The sequence below is a fragment of the Cylindrospermum sp. FACHB-282 genome, from assembly GCF_014697195.1.
Classification (GTDB): Bacteria; Cyanobacteriota; Cyanobacteriia; order Cyanobacteriales; family Nostocaceae; genus Cylindrospermum.
Genome location: NZ_JACJRJ010000015.1, coordinates 90,910 through 107,525, shown reverse-complemented (window position 1 = coordinate 107,525; position 16,616 = coordinate 90,910). Strand labels below are relative to the sequence as shown.

Genomic DNA, 16,616 nt, shown 5'->3' with positions numbered 1-16,616 from the left:
ATGTAACTAAATCTAAAATAATTGTCGAAAAGTGTCCGGAAATACAAAAAACAGGGCGTCTATTGTTACACCAAAGAACTAAAACATCATGAATATCAAACTTGACCAAAACACCCCTGATTATCTGGCATCGTTATTTATCTCTCTAATGAAAGAGGGCATCACCGCGAATCAAATCATGGTGGGTATTGTTCAACTAGCAACAGACACCCAAGATTTAGATGGCATGACTGCATCAGTTGATTGTCTCCGTTGCCTGCTTGGGACATTGCCCATAGATACCAGTGCTGAGGGTGTTTCAAATTTTGTAGCGTCTTTAGCAACAAAGGGTGTCACCACCTTAATGTTGCTGGATGCCTTGGGTTTTGCCTGCCATCAGTGCGCTTTGGCGGACTTTGCAGCTATCATTCACTTAACTTATCAGGAATTGGAAGCGGACAAATTAATATCGAAAGTGCTAGGGGAGTAAGAAGTAATGACAAACAACTTAAATTTGTTAGTCAAATCTAACCAGTGGATAGACTCATCAAGCACTATGGTTTTTCTGTCGCATTTATGGCCAGTTGTAGCGAAGCGGTGACTGAGGGCTGCGAGTTGACTCTTTCACCCAAATTAGGGCAGTTCTACAGCACTCTGTCAACAACTGGCGATGGGGTGGGAGTACAGAGGCATGGGGGCAAACCATTCCTCGTTTAACTTTTTTACTATCCCGTTATCCCTCTTGATATCCCATTAAAACTGCAATAGAGAAATTTGTGATGCCAAATTGCCAAAACCTTTCTGTCTTTATTTAAAGGTGCCGAAACTGAACCCAGAGCCATGGTTTGGGGTTCGCCAGTAGTGCTTCTACCCACCTTCTCAACTTTTTCTGAGCAATATTTCCTTAGATAAAAAGCCCATGCTGTAGCTCGCATTTGCGGTCAGCATAGGAGTACGTGCCGGAGGGGATGGGATTGCATTTGGCTTTAACAGCCAACAGAAAGTATTTTTTGATACACTGAAAATGTGGTGCATTTTTGCCGCTAGTTTTCAGTAAATCAAGAGATATCCGCTAATGAAGTCAAAAAATCCTGCCAAAGCTTTTTATGAAGTCGTCACGAAATCTGCTGATACAGGCAAAGACATACTGACAAATATCACATTTTTTGTTGGGGCAGGCTTTTCAAAAAGTTGGGATATCAACTCTCCTACGGGCAATGACCTTTTTACTTTTCCGAAAGAATTTATCCAAAATTCTCCATCAGAAATTAAAGATTTATTGACACAGCCTGGTTATTCAAGCATTCAAGATACGTCTCCTGAGAAGTTTAAGGAGTTAGTTTATCAATTAAATATGCAGCTTAAGTATCCTGGCATTAGAACACGTTATATGGATGAAAATAGTATTAATATTGCACTTGACGAACTCAAAGCGCTGACACAGAAGAGATTTGAACAAATTACATCAATTAATTATTTTGATGACCAAAGAGGTTGTTTTCCCTTGCCGACACAAATAACTGAACAGCAGGAGAATATCCTAAAGTTCTTTAAATGGTTAAGAACCCAACAAAAAGAATCTTTTGGTTTTTCCACTGGGGTTCATGTTGATTTTATATCAACTAACTACGATTATGTAATCGAGACGATTTTAGATAATGTTATCGATTCCGAATGTGTCCTAAGAAATACCTACCGGGGCATAACTCCTAATCTAATTTGTGGTCGTAAAAATAAGAATGTTATTCATGATCATTGGGCAATTGATAATATTCTCAAGATAAATGGCGGTTTTGAAATTATAAATAATCAAAACAATTATCATTTAGATTACCGCCAACGCTCATTTGAAGAGATTAAGCTGAAGCCACCAGAACTGATGATGCCATCAAAAGAGCAGAATTATACTAATCATTATTTTTCTTCGGTGTTTCCCAAAGCAGTTCGCCTTCTCCATGAAAGTCGTGTTTTAGTAATTGTGGGGTATAGCCTTTCTGAAGAAGATGCTTTATTGAGCTTTCTAATTAGACAATTTGCCGAAGATTTACGAGATGTCCATGGCAAGTATATTTTTTATATAGATTACACAAATGAGGATTATTTAGTTCAAAAGCTGCGGAATTGTTTTAAGTATATAAATTTTATAGATGTTGATAATGTATTTGCTTATTCTGGGGGCTTTACAGACTGGATTGAGCAGGTAATTGCATATAAAAGGACTGCTTAAATGATTAAAAATTAACAATTAAAAAATTAAATAAAAAACAGGTTTTAATTGTTAATTTTTAATTGTTTACGGTTCATTTTCCTCACAGAACCCGACATATCGCCCATGCCATAATTTGCCGCTTTCTGTTAGTCCTTGTGTTCGCACCGTAATTTTCACGCCTCCGGGGTTGGCTCCATGGCGACGGACTATTTCTAGCATATCTTGCTGTGTAAAGCCCGTTCCCACTAACCCCATTGGTACTAACTTCCCTTCCTTTTCTTGGGCTACCATGATGGCGCTAAAAGGTCGGCTGGGGTCATTTTTGGAGGTTAAGCCAGTAATTACCAAGTCTAATTCGACGCAATACTTTGTCCGCACAATTGCCAATGTTCGGGTATCTTTGCCGCCTATATAAGTACAGTTTTTGAGTAGCCAAATTTCCCCTTCTCTAGCTTCCAACTGCTGTTTAGATGCCAGTTCGGCTTTTTCCTGGCTGGTACGGGCTGTAGGGACTACCTCAAAAAAATCTGCTTGCAAGCATTTGCCAATTTCTTCGCCCGCTGCAATTCTTTCTGCCTCTGTGACGGTTGTCAAGTCTTTTCCTGAAAACCACAAACTCTTAAATATGGCATAAACGGGCGTTGGGGGAATATTTGCTGCTCCTGCGGCTATATTGACGGTGGCTGCTTGAGAACCTGTACGATGTTCGCTGAGAGTGACTGAGCGGTAGTACAATTCGCCATCCAGTACAAAAGATCCTAATTGGGTTGCAGCTTCTAATAATGCTTGGTTGATTTCAATTGAGGGTTGCTCTTTAATTCTCGTGGAGCGTGACTGGTAATAAATCTGTTTTTTGGTAGCAATGACAATTAACCTATTACCATCGCGTTTCGGCTGTCCCCAATAGTCGGGTGAGTTAATGTAGTAGGTGCGGCTTGATGCATCTACCGGCTGCATGGTAACAATGTGTCCTGGCTGCAAATGAGGTGGTAAATCTTTTACAAGAGTCAGGGTTTTCTGAGTTTTTGTGGTTGTTGCATCAGAGTGAGTTGAAGTTATGGGGGAAGTAGTTTTTTCTCCTGTTTCTAGCTCAAATGCTTTATTCCAAAACCCTAAAGCCATGTCTGGGTATCCTTCTGACTCGGCGCATATTGCTAGGTTAACAACTTTAGGTAGAGCAATTCCCCGACCATAATCTGCAAGATATTGGATAGCTCCCGCAGTACCCATCAAGTGTAAAGAGCGTTGAAGAATGCGGTTATTCCAGCGTTCTCGGATTTCTGCCGGAATTCTCTTGTTGGTATTTCGCTTTGATTCAATGTATACAGTGATATTCATAAATTTTTATCAGGGTGAGAGGGATGGTGTTGACTGCTGGTATCAAAGGCATGACTCACTCTGGAACAGTATATAGTATATATGTACTGCTTAATTTAATTGTCGAGATGATTTTTAATATATTTGTACTATCTAGAGACAGCAGTGAACTCCTCGTTTCTAGGTTCTACTTGTCCATGCTCTTAAAGCTGTTCTGTACCGAGTAAGGGAGGCAGAGCCTCCTAATGAGCATTCCCAGTCAGAGACTGGGAACGAGAGAACGAGAGAAACGAGACAACTTAAGGTTGGGGTTGGGTGCGGATTTCGTTGGCACAGGGACGAGCTTGTTCAAAGTCGGTCATGTTAGCCAAGGTTGTATCAGCGATATTGCGGAGAGCATCGGCTGTAAAGAAGGCTTGATGTCCGGTGATGAGTACGTTGGGAAAGGTTGTCAGGTGCTGGAAAACATCATCTTGAATGATTTCATCGGACAAATCTTCAAAGAATAATTCTGATTCTTGCTCGTAAACATCTACACCGAGATAACCAATTTGACCGGACTTTAACCCCTCAATGACTGCTTGGGTATTAATCAGCGCGCCTCGGCTAGTGTTGATAATCATCATACCGGGTTTCATTTTGGCGATCGCATCACTGCCGATTAAGTGATGAGTTTCTGGAGTCAGAGGACAATGGAGGGAGATAATATCGGAGTTAGCAAATATCTCCCCTAGTTCTACATAGGAACCACCCAGCGCTTCTATTTCTGGGTTGCGATAAACATCATAGGCGAGGATGTGACAACCAAAGCCTTTCATAATGCTTGCCAAAATCAGACCGATTTTGCCGGTGCCGATAATTCCGACTGTGCGTCCATACAGGTTAAATCCCAAGAGTCCCTCTAGGGAAAAATTGCCTTCCCGGACGCGGTTATAAGCACGATGAATTTTGCGATTTAGGCTCAAAATCAATCCTACAGCGTGTTCTGCTACTCCATAGGGTGAGTATGCAGGTACACGGACAACGGTAATTCCTAACTCTGCGGTGGCTGTTAAGTCTACGTTGTTAAATCCGGCACAGCGAAGAACTATCAGCCGAGTTCCCCCTGAAGCGAGAATTTTTAAAGTTGGGGCGTCAACTTGGTCATGCACAAATACGCAAACCGCCGGAAATCCTGCTGCTAAGATGGCGGTGTCCCGATTTAGACGGGGTTCAAAAAACACTAACTCGTGTTGAATTGGGGAATTTGCAGCTGACAAAAACTGCCGGTCGTAGGTTTTTGTGCTGAAAACTGCTACTTTCATGGCAAAACCTCTGGCTTAAAGCTGCATATTTTCTTGTAAATGATAGCTTGAGGTTTTGAGGTGCTGATGCATCTTTTATCTTTACCAGTGTTGGGGATTGGGGTTGCTGGGGAATTGCGGAATTAAAGCAAATATTTAGGATTCAGGATAAAGGGCGGGCAAGATGCCCACCCCACAAGAGTTATATTAAATGATGTTATGCAAATTATAGAATTTTCAGCTTACCTAAAATAGATTAAGTAGGTGATATAAACTAATGCACATTAAACGAGTCATTATCAAAGACTTTCGCTGCTTCGAGCATCTGGAAATCAACCTAGATCCTGACATAAATATTTTTGTCGGCAATAACGGAGCGGGGAAGAGTGCATTATTAGATGCGATCGCAGCGGCAATGTTTCCGTATGTGGCTCAAATTCAGGAAATTGTAGACAAAAAGTATCCAGAAGACTCGTTCGTTTTGCAACGAGACTTGCCAGCAAAACAAAAGGGCAGTAAACGAAAAATTAAATCAGAGTTCACTGTATCAGCTACGGATTTTCCAGATTGGACAATAGTCTATAAAAAACCTCCTGTTGACGATGATAATAAAAGGATAAAGTTAAATCCCTTTGAATTTCAGTTATTAGAAGGAACTAAACAGCTTTATTCTGTGATACGAAGCAAACTACAGAAATACCCAAAATCTGAGCTTTCTATTATAGCCTATTATAAAGGCGATCGCTATTTAACTAACATTGGCGATATTGAAAATATTTCTAATCAATCCTTTGATAGATTTGATGCCTTAAATAACGCCTTTAATCCAACAGCTAACTTCACAGATTTAGTTAACTGGTTTTTCGTGCGCGAGTTTCAAGAATTGAGGGAGGGAAAAAATCAGAAAGATATCAACTTTGAATTTCCTGATTTGAAGCAAGTACGAAATGCTATTTCTACTATTATTGCACCGAATGCTCGTGTTTATTTCTCACAGGTAACATCTGCTAAACTGATGGTTGAGTGGGAAACGGAAACAGGAGAAACAAGAGAACTTTTACTAAGTCAATTAAGTGCTGGTTATCGCAATATGCTGGCTTTAGTGATGGACTTTGCTCGGCGTTTAGCCCAAGCGAATCCAGATATGGAAAACCCGTTAGCAGCAGAAGCCATTTTGATGATTGATGAGTTAGATTTGCATTTGCATCCAACTTGGCAACAGAAGATTATACCTGATTTAAAGAAGGTATTTCCCAACACTCAAATTATCGCTACTACTCACAGTCCCGAAGCTGTGACAACTGTAAAGAGGGAACAGGTATGGCTGCTGGAAAATTACCAAGTCAAGGAATGCCCATCACCTACTAAGGGGATGAAGAGTTCAGATATTGTTAGATATGTTTTAGGTTTGAATGAGTTGCGACCAGATACAGAAGAATCAAGGACGCTCACAAGGCTTTTTGAAGCAATTGATAATGGTCAATTAGAAGAAGCAAAACGACTGCGGGAAGACTTGCGAGATTGGGAATCATTTGATTCAGATATGACTAGGGCGGATATGCAAATTCGTCGAATGGAAAGGAGGGGTGTAGTGTGAAAAAGGTGCTTAAATCCGCAGAGCCAAAAGAACTTCAACAGTATAGACAGCGATTTTCTTTTCAGGTGAAGCGATGGAGTGATTTAAAAAGTAACCGAGCAACATTCAATGCAATTCGTATTACCTTAGCTGCTGATCAAAAAGGACTTTGTGCCTATTGTGAAATGTCTCTTCATGATAAAAATCGTTCTGTCGATCACTTTATTCCTCGTAACCAATCAACACCGGAAAAAAATCATGATCTAGATTGGCAAAATATGCTGGCTATCTGCCTTCCACCTGGTGGAGTAAAAGATGATGATCTACAGAACTCACAACAACTACCGCATAATTCACCTTGCTGTGGCAAAAAAAAGGATGATTTTATCCCTGATGGTCGATTGTTAAACCCGCTGGAACTGCCAAAATTACGGTTATTTAAATTTAGTAGTAAAGATGGAGAAATTAGACCTGATGAAATGGCTTGTATCGAGGCTAATATTTCTGTATAACAAGTTCAGTTCACCATTGAAACACTTGAACTCAATGTTCAAAGATTGAAGGATCAAAGATTGGTCATAATTGAGGAAGTTACTAAAGAGCTTGATGATGAGACAATTGATCTAACTGTTTTGGAGGAGAAAGTTGCAGCAGAATATTTTGGTGACGGTGCAGGTAATTGGCCTCGGTTCTTCACAACTTATCGCTGGGTGTTAGGTGAAGGTGGAGAAAAACACCTTACCCATATTTCTTATTCAGGATGATCTCGCTATTCCTGAAGTTCTGCGATGAGGTTGAGAATTTGGCGGTAATACTGTGTATTTCCTTGTTGGTGATAGAGTTCGGCGGCTTGCTGAAAATCTAGGAGCGCATTTTGCTCACTTCCTAAATTCCGGTGGACATCTGCCCGCACAATGTAGGCTGTAGCCCAGTCAGGTTGTAGCTGCAAGGCTTGATTTAGGTCTGTTAACGCTCCTTCTAAGTTTCCCAATAAAGAACGGCTACGACCCCGGTTAAACCAGTCTTCAGCTAGACTTGGATCAAGGGCAAGTGCTTGATTGTAATCTTCTATTGCTTGTTGATATTCTTCTAGGGCATAGTGAGCATTTGCGCGATCGCTATAAAATGGGGCTGAGTCAGGATTAATCTGCAATGCTTGGGTGAAATCTGCGATCGCACTTTCATATTCTTCTAAAGCATAGCGGGTAGAACCCCGGTTGTAATAAGCTTCTATCAAATCGGGATTAATCTGCAATGCTTGGCTATAATCGGCAATTGCTCCTTGTTCATCTCCTAGCAAGCGGCGAGAATTACCCCGATTGCAGTATGCTGGAGCAAAGTTAGGGGCAATTTCTATGGCTTGGGTGTTATCTTCAATTGCACCGGGGAAATCTTGCAAGGCTTCGCGGACAATTCCTCGCCCATAATAGGCAACGGCTAAGTTAGGATTAATCTGCAATGCCCGATTATAATCTTTAATTGCGCTTTGATAGTCTCCGAGAGAACGACGAGCCGCCGCGCGATCGCAATATCCCTCAGCTAAATTAGGATTAAGTTGCAATAGTCGGTTGCTATCTTCAATTGCACCTTGATAATCTAAGAGTCGGTGACGCGCATTCGCCCGAAAGCCGTAAACTACAGCTAGGGTGGGATTTTCTTGCAACGCTTGGTTATAATCGCTGATTGCTTGTTGATAATTTCCCAAGGTGCTGTAAACCAAACCCCGCTCATAGTATGCTTGCACATCATCAGGATTTAATTTCAGGGCGGCGTTAAAGTCTGCAATAGCTCCATGATAGTCTTGGAGGTGAGCCAGAACTAAACCCCGGTTATAGTAAGCTTCCCCAAAATTGGGGTTAATTGCTAATGCACGGTTGTAATCGGCGATCGCCCTTTGATAATCTGCTAGAGCGTAGTAAGCATTACCCCGGTTATGGAAAGCCTCTGGTAGGTTAGGATCTAGCTGGATTGCTTGGTGATGATTAGCGATCGCTTCCTCATATTTCCCTAAAATATAGAGAATATTCCCGCGATTGCTGTAAACTGCGACAAAATTAGGATACCACTGCAAAGCTTCATGGAAATCTGCAATTGACCCTGGATGATCACCCCCATCAAAACGCGCTAAAGCCCGGTTGTGGTAAGCTTTAGCCAGGTCAAAATTGATATTTTGAGTTAATTGATGTTCGATAGCTTGGTGATAATCTGCGATCGCCTTGTCATACTCAGACAAAGCAAAGTAAGCTTGACCCCGATGGTAGTAAACCAAAGACAGACCCGGATTTAGCCGTAATGCCTCATTATAATTGGCGATCGCCCCTAAATAATCCCCTTGCAAATCTTGATTTAATCCCTGACTTAAAAAATATTCAGCATTCATATAACTTATTTGGGTTATGAGTTTATGGTGATTACTCATCCGTTAGCAAAACACAGAGGATAAATATTGAGAAATGCGGTAAATATCCTTGATTTTCATCAATTTTTGTTTATCCCTAGTTTTCAGATCGGCTCTCAAATGGATATCATAATTTATAAGACTTACTTTCCTGTACAAACCTCCCCACTTTTCAGGCTTTTTTGATGCATCTCTTTACCCATCCTAACCGTAGTGTGCGTTCCCTAACGCACAATCTATAGAACGTTCAATCAATAAAATCGATGATCATATTTACCATTTTTTGTCAATGCGTAAGTCCTAATTTAAACCACTAGTGTCAAGAGAGATTACACCTTCAGCCATCAAAATTATCCAGGCATAAGCAATGAAATATCCTTGGTTAAAATTTATAACATTGATCATATTCACACTCTTCTTCAATCTTACCTACCATCAGGTTACATTAGCCAGCACAAATCCGCAGCTAAATCCTAAAACCACTTCTGACTTAGTCATTTATTCCAGCTACTCACCAGCAGCCATAACACCAGATAACTCTCAGCTAGTTGATATCCAATCAATCAACAAAAAAATTGTCCTTGATATCCGCTATGCCACACCCAACAACTTTTTGAAAAAAAAGCTATATACAGACACCAGATGCATATTGCGAAACCTAGTTGCCAAAAAGCTCTCACAAGTTCAAGAAGAATTAACTAAAAATAAACTAGGATTAAAAGTCTACGATTGCTACAGACCATTGTCAATACAAAAACTAATGTGGAAAATGCTACCAAATGAAAACTATATTGCTAATCCTAGCAGAGGTTCTCGACATAATCGCGGTGCAGCAGTAGATTTGACACTGGTAGATAGTAAAGGTAAAGAATTAAAAATGCCTAGTGAATTTGATACCTTTACCCCAGCTTCCAATAGAAACTATAACGGTGGCACTCCCGAATCTCGAAAAAATCGGCAATTACTACAAGACGCCATGCAGAAATATGGATTTGTCGGACTACCAACAGAATGGTGGCACTTTGATGCATCAGGTTGGGAAAAATTCCCAGTAATTGATGCATCATTTAGCGCAATTCCTCGTGCCAGCAATTAGGTCTTAATATCAACTGCCAACAAATATAAGTTATGCTACTTATTGTTGGCAAACCATTTTTTAAACCATAAGCTTTCTCCTTCTCCCTACAATTTGCTTCCCAAGAATTTATGATATTTATTAGGGGAAAGTCTTTTTAATTTCCGATGGATCTCGTCCATCAGTGAAAAGGATTATAGCTCTAACCCAAACATTAGGATAAACCCAGCCTAGCCACCCGTTAAGGCTAGGGGCAAAATACCTTCCTTGTGATTGATAAAATACTTGTTTAACAACTATAACTGCATCCTGAACAGAGTTATTACCCTCCTTCAATGTGACTTCCATCTTAACCCAAACTTCTTCACCTTGTGGAACTTCCTGCCAAACTTCACAAGCATCTTTTACTGTGAAACTGCCATAAAAATCTACGGGCTGAAGACTGATTGGATCACATTTTTTTAATTTATCAATAGCTGTATCTTGTTCATTCATTTGGCTTTCTTAAGCCTAGTAAAAAATTGATAAGAGATTATACCAATTTCCTATGATTTTTTTACTTAAAATTTAGTCGCGTAGGTTGGGTTGAGGAACGAAACCCAACAAAAATCCTGTTGGTACTGAGTAACCATCCTGCGCTTTACCCAACCTACAATTTTATCACCTAAAATTCACTTTCTGGCACTAATAATAAAGTACAACATCTTTAACCCGCGTAGGCGGGTTTTGCCTGTGTAGCCGCGACTTCTAGTCGCTTCAAGTCGCCCAAACTTCAATTCCTGACAAAAATCAAGTACAACATCTTTAACCCGCATAGGCGGGTTTTGCCTGTGTAGCCGCGACTTCAAGTCGCCCTTCAAGTCGCCCAAACTTCAATTCTAAATCACTAATATCCTTCAGATGAGCCAACATCAACTCATCTCGTTGATGCCAAACTCCAAATATCTTTTCCCTACCATCATCAAGAGTTTCTGAATCAATTTTATAAACCTCATTTACCTGCTTCAGCTTCAAACCCAACAAACTTAACAATCGGCTGAGAATTTTAATACCCGAAACACTTTCCTTACCCCTTACCAAATCAATTCCCAGCGCCCTTTTAATGTGTTTACTACTCTGAACAGCAGCATTTTTCAGCCAAATTAAATCAGCATCCTCTTCCTTAAATACTCTGCCCAACTCCAAAAATTGCAGCATTCCCAATGCTATCATTGCCTCAACCTTCAGAGTATAAGTTTTTAAATCTGGCAGAAAAACCTTACCATCACCCCAAGACAATTGCTGATGCCATTCTTGCTGATCTCTAACATAAAAATACTCACTTTCATGAGTCAGATAATAGTGGGTTAACAATTGTCCATAATATCTTTTATCATCCTGCAACTTCAGCAAAGGAGTAACTTCAACGCCATACCGTTGTCTCAAAATATATTTATTAATTTGATTGCGTTCTCCATCACTGAGAGAATGTTTAGCTAAAAACTGCTCATATTCCACATAATCAATATCCCTAGCCTGAGCCACAGCAGTCGCCGCCGCTAATTGATTTTGCTGCTTAATATCTTTAATTTTGCGTTTAATTTCTTTAGCTTTTTGACGATTTTCTGACCAATCTTTCTGGACTTTGACAATTTCTAATATTAACCTTTTGCGGGTTGCTACATCTTGGGGGTCTGCCGCAAAAAACGCCAGACGTAAATCTCTAATAATATTATTGTGAACAGCATTACTCCGCATCCAAATTTGATGCCCATCAGTAATTAAACCATCTTGCATTGATTGACGGTAAAGGCGAATAGAAGCATTTACTCTCGCTGATAACTTTGCCCAAGTTCTTAAATGAATTGGGTCATAAACTAAAGGTAAATCCACATCTATTTTATGTAGAGGACTGAGCAAAGCTAAATTTTCTTTTTGATTTTCTTGATACCAATAAGACAACAAGCGATAATTTGTACTACCACTACCAATTAAACCAATACCGCGTTTAGCACACCAGACAACACGCGGCACATCATCCCGCACTCTGGCTAAAGCTTGACGTGCTTCTGAGTCAGAAATTACCCCTTGAAAAATCCCATAAACCCGGTCAAAATGTTGGACATCAATACTAATACCCGTACCTAAGCTAGGCGTAACAAAAACAGTATCATATTCAGTAATTTTTTGATTAATAGCTGCTATAAAATCAACCGCAGCATGACCAGGTGTATTAGTAGTGTGGCTACTAACTACCAGAGTATTAGGAAACTGCCGCCGCAACTTTTGTAAACGCTCCTTTAAATAACCTTCGATAGTTTCACAACTATACCTTCCAGTGCGACTATCGGTAGTTACATAACATTTGCGTCCTGCAAGTAAATCCAATTCCAATTGATGAATTAGCGGCGTTGGGTTCGGTGAATCATAAAACGTCACATCCCAACCTTGCTCAGGTTTCCACTGATTAACAAGTACCCAAGGCGTTAATTTAATTCCTGCTAAACCCTGCAAATATTCCAAAGAAACATCTGATAAATCAGCATCTTGGGCAATTACTAACCCCCCAGTTGTCAAAACTGTAGAAATAAGTTGTTGAAATACCCTGAGAATTTTGACACGCTTTTGTTTACAAGTCTCACTATTCAGTAAATGCCACAAAGATTGCTCAACTTCATCTAAAATAACTATCGCCCCATGCCAATCTTCTGGGTTAAGTCTCCAAATCGAATCAACGCACAAACCAAAAGATTTTGTAATGGGTAATTGAAATTTTGTAATCGGTAATGTGGGTTCATCTTCCAAAAACCATTGTTCTTTACCTATCCCCCAATTAATCCCAATCTTTTCACACAAAAATCGCCCCAACAGAATTCTGTGAGTAATTAATAAAACTGGCTGATTTCTGCTTTTCGCTTGCTTAACAACAGTTTGCAGTCCTGTAGTTTTACCTGTTCCTTTTGCTGATTTAACTCCCACTAATCCAGATGTAGGGAAACGAATCTCTTCTAAATAAGCACAGTTGACGGTAAGCGCAGCGGGAATAGTTAACTCATTATGGGGTTTAGTTTGGGCAAGGTAAACTTCTAAATCAACACTTTGGCGATAGATTTTTTCAAAACTACTTGCCCCTTTGCTAACAATAAATTCATCAACACCTTTTTCCATCCCTGGAAGTTCAATAACTTTCACAGGGCAACTTTTCTGCTGGAATAAACAACCCAGTTGGGAAATGGCATTATTGACGGCGGCAATTTTCTTAGCTTGAGTTTCAAAATCAAAGCAGATATAAAAGCTGCGGTTTGTTATAGCGAAAACAGCTAAATCAGGTATCAGTTGACGACGGGTAATTTTGCCAAATTCATCTTTAACAACTCGGTAACCGCTGGTAATTCCCGGAATAGCAATTGCTGCATATCCTTGTGTTAACAGTGTTGCCGCTTTTTTCACACCCTCGCAGATGATGAGGGCGATGTTATTTTCCATCACCCATTGCCAAAAACCTTCCGCTTCCCCATCAGCAGAAACGGTGATATTTTCAGGTATGGCTAAATTGTAACGTTGGGCGATTTGCTGCCAAATTTGCAGCGTTACCCGCAGACAAAACACCCGTGTTGGTGTGCTGGGAGGATGTTCGTATTTAATAGATTTGCCATTTTGATTTTGTCGGGGTTGGCTTGGCTTAAAGCATCCCCATTCCATCATTTGCCAATTATTTAGGGGGTCTAGTCCAGAACACCACCAACCACCTTCTGTAATATGAGCATAACGCTGCAACCACCCACTTTTCACCATTCCGGTGTTGGTGCGGGGGAGTTGTTCAGAAATCAGCAAGTATTCATAGGCATTTGCCCCTTGGAGCGATTTAAAATTAAGTTGGCTCAAGTGTAAATCTATACCACTACTCTTGACTAATTCTTCAAGGTGTTGGGGGTGTAAATAATGCAGATGCATGGGCTGAGGCGCTAAGGGAAGACAATGAAGTTAAAACCTTAGCACGCATTTTCTGATTTTTTAATAAAAAATTGGTCATATTGGCATGATGCTTTTGTTACATCGTTGTGTGATATACTTCGGTTAACACACAAATAGGTTATTTCGGCTGTTGAATGGCGGATGTGATAGGTTCCTATTGTAATATTTATGCGCTATAAAGTTTTATTTATCAGTATTTTTATCTTTTAGTAAATAGTAGAAATGTACTGCTAGCTTTAAACAGCAGATTTTGTCAAGGTGTAATAGCCATCTGGACAAATGTAACAAAAATAACTAAAACTTTTTAGAAGTATTACAAATATATATCGCTGGTCTGATTTTAATCTGAGATAATAAAGTATCCTCAAGATTGTGTTATTGTCCACATCTTTTCAATGCTTCGTTGTCGATTCACCTAAAACTAGATAGCATTTTGGGTTTTCTCGCTTCGTTGATTATTTTTTTAACAAACCACAAAGAACGCGAAGGACACGAAGGGAAGAGAGAAATTCCTGTAGGGTGCGTTCCCTAACGCACGAATTAATATTTTCAATTTTTATTAATTAAATGGGCGATTAGAAATCGCGTCTACACAAACAAAACCCACCTCCGTGGGTTAAAAACCTCGAATTTTTCATTAGTTGATAAACCTCAATCCTGTAGGGTGGGTTCCCTAACGCACGAATTAATATTTTCAATTTTTATTAATTAAATGGGCGATTAGAAATCGCGTCTACACAGACAAAACCCACCTCCGTGGGTTAAAAACCTCGAATTTTTCATTAGTTGATAAACCTCAATCCTGTAGGGTGGGTTCCCTAACGCACGAATTAATATTTTCAATTTTTATTAATTAAATGGGCGATTAGAAATCGCGTCTACACAGACAAAACCCACCTCCGTGGGTTAAAAACCTCGAATTTTTCATTAGTTGATAAACCTCAATCCTGTAGGGTGCGTTCCCTAACGCACGAATTAATATTTTCAATTTTTATTAATTAAATGGGCGATTGCAAATCGCGGCTACACAAACAAAACCCACCTCCGTGGGTTAAAAACCTTGATTTTTCATTAGTTTATAAATCTCAATCCTCTAGGGTGCGTTCCCTAACGCACGAATTAATATTTTTAATGATTTACAACTTTGCGTAATGACTCACTGAAATAAAGAATTTCATAATTAGGTGCAAGTTCTTTTTGCAGTTGCTTCCAAAGACTAATTCCTTCTTCCTCAAAAGCCGCTTCTTCTTCAGCACTGAAACCTGGTGAGTTAGCAGGATCTTCCCAGTTCAATTTTGCATTAAAAATTTCTTCCCATTTTTCTAAACGGGTAATAGTTTCTTTACTTAATGGCAATATTTCCGGGTCAATATTTCCAACTTTATCAGAACTTGCCCACCATAGCGGATAACATCCATAATCAGCCATGAGTTTGATTTTTTCTGCTTTATCCTTCTTCGTCAATTCCCAACTCCTGACATAATTCGTTGATATTTTGCGGTTTTAAAGTTCTAGATTTTCCTCTTTCTAAAGCAGTTAACAGACGTGCTGCATTTTTAGGTGAGCGAAGTAAATAAGTTGTTTCCAATAAACTATCTAGTTCATCAGCAGCAATTAGGGCGACGTTTTCACCGTCTTGTCGGGTAATAATCACCACTTCTCTATCTGTAATTACTTGTTCGCAGAGTTCAGATAGGTTGTTACGAGCATCAGTCAAGTTTGTCTGGTGGGACATGGTGGGATTTTTCCTAATGCTGCGGTTGATTTTGCTTTAAGCTGTCTGTCTTGTATCATGTTCTGCACTTCCCCAGGCTTCAGGTAGAGGGTTAACCCAGGAGATAGGGACAGAAACAACATCTAGACTTTCACTATCTTGAAAAACTTCTAGAATATATCCTGGCTCTGGCTGAGTTTTGGTAGGATTTACATGATCTAACACAACTCCCCTATTGCCAGCTTTTACAAGGCTGTTAGGAACATCCTGCTTCAGTTCTACCCACTGAAATAAGCTAGCTGTTGTCATTGTTTAATTCTCCTGTGACCTATCAGTTAAGCATTATATCTAAATGTTGGGTTTCACTTTGTTCAACCCAACCTACTGGCTAATTCTGTATGGTTTTATTGACATTTTAATACTAGCAAAAGTAGCTTTTCTGAAGCGTCTTTCTTGGCTTCTTTTTTTGAACGACCAATTCCATCTGCTTTTAAATATTTTCCTCTAAAGTTACAACTAGCTCTGATAGTAAATATTGGTGTATGAGCTTGACCCTTTTGTTCTATATCAAAATAGTCTGGTGGAGAAATTCCGTATTTGGCTAGCAATTCTTGTAATGTAGAAATAGGATTTTCTATATTTAGACTACTTGTTTCTACATGGTTATAATTATTTGTTGTGTAGGGATTCCTGATTTTATTAAAATCCAGTAATTTAGAGACAATTTCTCTACATTTATCTAGTCCTTGATCTAGATAAATTGCTCCTATTAATGCTTCTAAAATATCAGCTAGTACTCTGTCAGTAATTTGTTGTCTAATGCTTGTACTCGGAATAATTACTATTGAACTGAGGTTGATTTGTTGAGCTATAAGAGCTAAATTTTTGTCTTCTACAAGTTGAGACCTAACTTGAGTAAACCATCCTGGTTGATCTACAGAATAATGTTTTATTAAATATTCGGATACTAAAAACCCTAGTATCGAATCTCCAAAAAATTCCAGAACTTCATATTGTCTAGTGGTAATTGCTCTTCTATATTTGCTTAATTCCTGTGGAACAATACCAAATTTGATTTGAATCCATTGGCTTAACTCTCTGTCATTCATAG

16 protein-coding genes are annotated in these 16,616 nt (G+C 39.5%); 7 read left to right on the top strand and 9 right to left on the bottom strand.

Annotation, left to right across the window (positions count from 1 at the left end; genetic code table 11):
- Positions 1-88 precede the first annotated feature (88 nt).
- The 3 genes from H6G32_RS10365 (at position 89) to H6G32_RS10355 (ending at position 2,206) form a co-directional block, all read left to right on the top strand.
- Complete coding sequence (locus H6G32_RS10365; RefSeq protein WP_190457801.1) at positions 89-469, top strand: hypothetical protein; 381 nt, start codon at positions 89-91, stop codon at positions 467-469.
- Between the two features lie 44 nt (positions 470-513).
- Positions 514-696: a hypothetical protein gene (locus tag H6G32_RS10360; RefSeq protein ID WP_190457798.1), complete on the top strand. Its 183-nt coding sequence runs from the start codon at positions 514-516 to the stop codon at positions 694-696.
- Between the two features lie 358 nt (positions 697-1,054).
- Positions 1,055-2,206 (top strand): SIR2 family protein, encoded by a 1,152-nt coding sequence (locus H6G32_RS10355; protein WP_190457796.1) that lies wholly within the window; start codon positions 1,055-1,057, stop codon positions 2,204-2,206.
- 66 nt (positions 2,207-2,272) lie between these two features.
- Here H6G32_RS10355 and H6G32_RS10350 read toward each other — a convergent pair whose 3' ends face one another.
- Together H6G32_RS10350 and H6G32_RS10345 are read right to left on the bottom strand one after the other, a co-directional pair.
- Entirely contained in the window at positions 2,273-3,526 is a 1,254-nt protein-coding gene (locus tag H6G32_RS10350; protein ID WP_190457794.1) for an ATP-dependent DNA ligase, read from the bottom strand.
- 278 nt (positions 3,527-3,804) lie between these two features.
- Positions 3,805-4,809: a 2-hydroxyacid dehydrogenase gene (locus tag H6G32_RS10345; RefSeq protein ID WP_190457792.1), complete on the bottom strand. Its 1,005-nt coding sequence runs from the start codon at positions 4,807-4,809 to the stop codon at positions 3,805-3,807.
- A 256-nt stretch (positions 4,810-5,065) separates the two neighbouring features.
- Here H6G32_RS10345 and H6G32_RS10340 point away from each other — a divergent pair, with 256 nt between their 5' ends.
- From H6G32_RS10340 to H6G32_RS26455, 3 genes are read left to right on the top strand one after another with little or no spacing between them, the layout of a single operon-like run.
- Positions 5,066-6,385 carry an AAA family ATPase gene (locus H6G32_RS10340; protein WP_190457789.1) on the top strand — a complete coding sequence of 440 codons (1,320 nt, stop codon included), beginning with the start codon at positions 5,066-5,068 and terminating at the stop codon, positions 6,383-6,385.
- Positions 6,382-6,876 carry a hypothetical protein gene (locus tag H6G32_RS10335; protein ID WP_199328064.1) on the top strand — a complete coding sequence of 165 codons (495 nt, stop codon included), beginning with the start codon at positions 6,382-6,384 and terminating at the stop codon, positions 6,874-6,876. Before H6G32_RS10340 ends, H6G32_RS10335 begins: the two co-directional genes overlap by 4 nt.
- Before the next feature lie 60 nt (positions 6,877-6,936).
- On the top strand, positions 6,937-7,128 hold the full coding sequence (locus H6G32_RS26455; protein ID WP_199328063.1) for a hypothetical protein: 192 nt from the start codon (positions 6,937-6,939) through the stop codon (positions 7,126-7,128).
- A 5-nt stretch (positions 7,129-7,133) separates the two neighbouring features.
- Here the strand turns inward: H6G32_RS26455 and H6G32_RS10330 are convergent, their stop codons facing one another.
- The gene (locus H6G32_RS10330; protein ID WP_190457787.1) at positions 7,134-8,744 is read right to left on the bottom strand and encodes a tetratricopeptide repeat protein; all 1,611 of its coding nucleotides are present in this window, start codon (positions 8,742-8,744) and stop codon (positions 7,134-7,136) included.
- A 385-nt stretch (positions 8,745-9,129) separates the two neighbouring features.
- Between H6G32_RS10330 and H6G32_RS10325 the strand changes: the two genes are divergently transcribed.
- Positions 9,130-9,858, top strand: coding sequence for a M15 family metallopeptidase (locus H6G32_RS10325; RefSeq protein WP_190457785.1), 729 nt, complete (start codon positions 9,130-9,132; stop codon positions 9,856-9,858).
- A 120-nt stretch (positions 9,859-9,978) separates the two neighbouring features.
- Here the strand turns inward: H6G32_RS10325 and H6G32_RS10320 are convergent, their stop codons facing one another.
- The 6 genes from H6G32_RS10320 to H6G32_RS10295 all read right to left on the bottom strand — a co-directional run bounded on the left by H6G32_RS10320 (position 9,979) and on the right by H6G32_RS10295 (position 16,614).
- The gene (locus tag H6G32_RS10320; RefSeq protein ID WP_190457783.1) at positions 9,979-10,332 is read right to left on the bottom strand and encodes a hypothetical protein; all 354 of its coding nucleotides are present in this window, start codon (positions 10,330-10,332) and stop codon (positions 9,979-9,981) included.
- A gap of 309 nt (positions 10,333-10,641) precedes the next feature.
- Complete coding sequence (locus tag H6G32_RS10315) at positions 10,642-13,770, bottom strand: plasmid replication protein, CyRepA1 family (protein ID WP_190457781.1); 3,129 nt, start codon at positions 13,768-13,770, stop codon at positions 10,642-10,644.
- 1,149 nt (positions 13,771-14,919) lie between these two features.
- Positions 14,920-15,219, bottom strand: a complete 300-nt coding sequence (locus H6G32_RS10310) for a hypothetical protein (RefSeq protein WP_190457827.1) — start codon at positions 15,217-15,219, stop codon at positions 14,920-14,922.
- Between the two features lie 19 nt (positions 15,220-15,238).
- Positions 15,239-15,526 (bottom strand): type II toxin-antitoxin system Phd/YefM family antitoxin, encoded by a 288-nt coding sequence (locus H6G32_RS10305; protein WP_190457779.1) that lies wholly within the window; start codon positions 15,524-15,526, stop codon positions 15,239-15,241.
- Between the two features lie 36 nt (positions 15,527-15,562).
- Positions 15,563-15,814 (bottom strand): DUF4926 domain-containing protein, encoded by a 252-nt coding sequence (locus H6G32_RS10300; protein WP_190457777.1) that lies wholly within the window; start codon positions 15,812-15,814, stop codon positions 15,563-15,565.
- Positions 15,815-15,909: 95 nt separating this feature from the next.
- Positions 15,910-16,614, bottom strand: a complete 705-nt coding sequence (locus H6G32_RS10295) for a ribonuclease III family protein (protein WP_190457774.1) — start codon at positions 16,612-16,614, stop codon at positions 15,910-15,912.
- Between the last annotated feature and the right edge of the window lie 2 nt (positions 16,615-16,616).

Coding starts and splice junctions, on each gene's coding strand:
- H6G32_RS10310 (WP_190457827.1), bottom strand. CDS start 15,219: ATGGCTGATTATGGATGTTATCCGCTATGGTGGGCAAGTTCTGATAAA.
- H6G32_RS10330 (WP_190457787.1), bottom strand. CDS start 8,744: ATGAATGCTGAATATTTTTTAAGTCAGGGATTAAATCAAGATTTGCAA.
- H6G32_RS10340 (WP_190457789.1), top strand. CDS start 5,066: ATGCACATTAAACGAGTCATTATCAAAGACTTTCGCTGCTTCGAGCAT.
- H6G32_RS10315 (WP_190457781.1), bottom strand. CDS start 13,770: ATGCATCTGCATTATTTACACCCCCAACACCTTGAAGAATTAGTCAAG.
- H6G32_RS10345 (WP_190457792.1), bottom strand. CDS start 4,809: ATGAAAGTAGCAGTTTTCAGCACAAAAACCTACGACCGGCAGTTTTTG.
- H6G32_RS10305 (WP_190457779.1), bottom strand. CDS start 15,526: ATGTCCCACCAGACAAACTTGACTGATGCTCGTAACAACCTATCTGAA.
- H6G32_RS10365 (WP_190457801.1), top strand. CDS start 89: ATGAATATCAAACTTGACCAAAACACCCCTGATTATCTGGCATCGTTA.
- H6G32_RS10350 (WP_190457794.1), bottom strand. CDS start 3,526: ATGAATATCACTGTATACATTGAATCAAAGCGAAATACCAACAAGAGA.
- H6G32_RS10295 (WP_190457774.1), bottom strand. CDS start 16,614: ATGAATGACAGAGAGTTAAGCCAATGGATTCAAATCAAATTTGGTATT.
- H6G32_RS10300 (WP_190457777.1), bottom strand. CDS start 15,814: ATGACAACAGCTAGCTTATTTCAGTGGGTAGAACTGAAGCAGGATGTT.
- H6G32_RS10325 (WP_190457785.1), top strand. CDS start 9,130: ATGAAATATCCTTGGTTAAAATTTATAACATTGATCATATTCACACTC.
- H6G32_RS10355 (WP_190457796.1), top strand. CDS start 1,055: ATGAAGTCAAAAAATCCTGCCAAAGCTTTTTATGAAGTCGTCACGAAA.
- H6G32_RS10320 (WP_190457783.1), bottom strand. CDS start 10,332: ATGAATGAACAAGATACAGCTATTGATAAATTAAAAAAATGTGATCCA.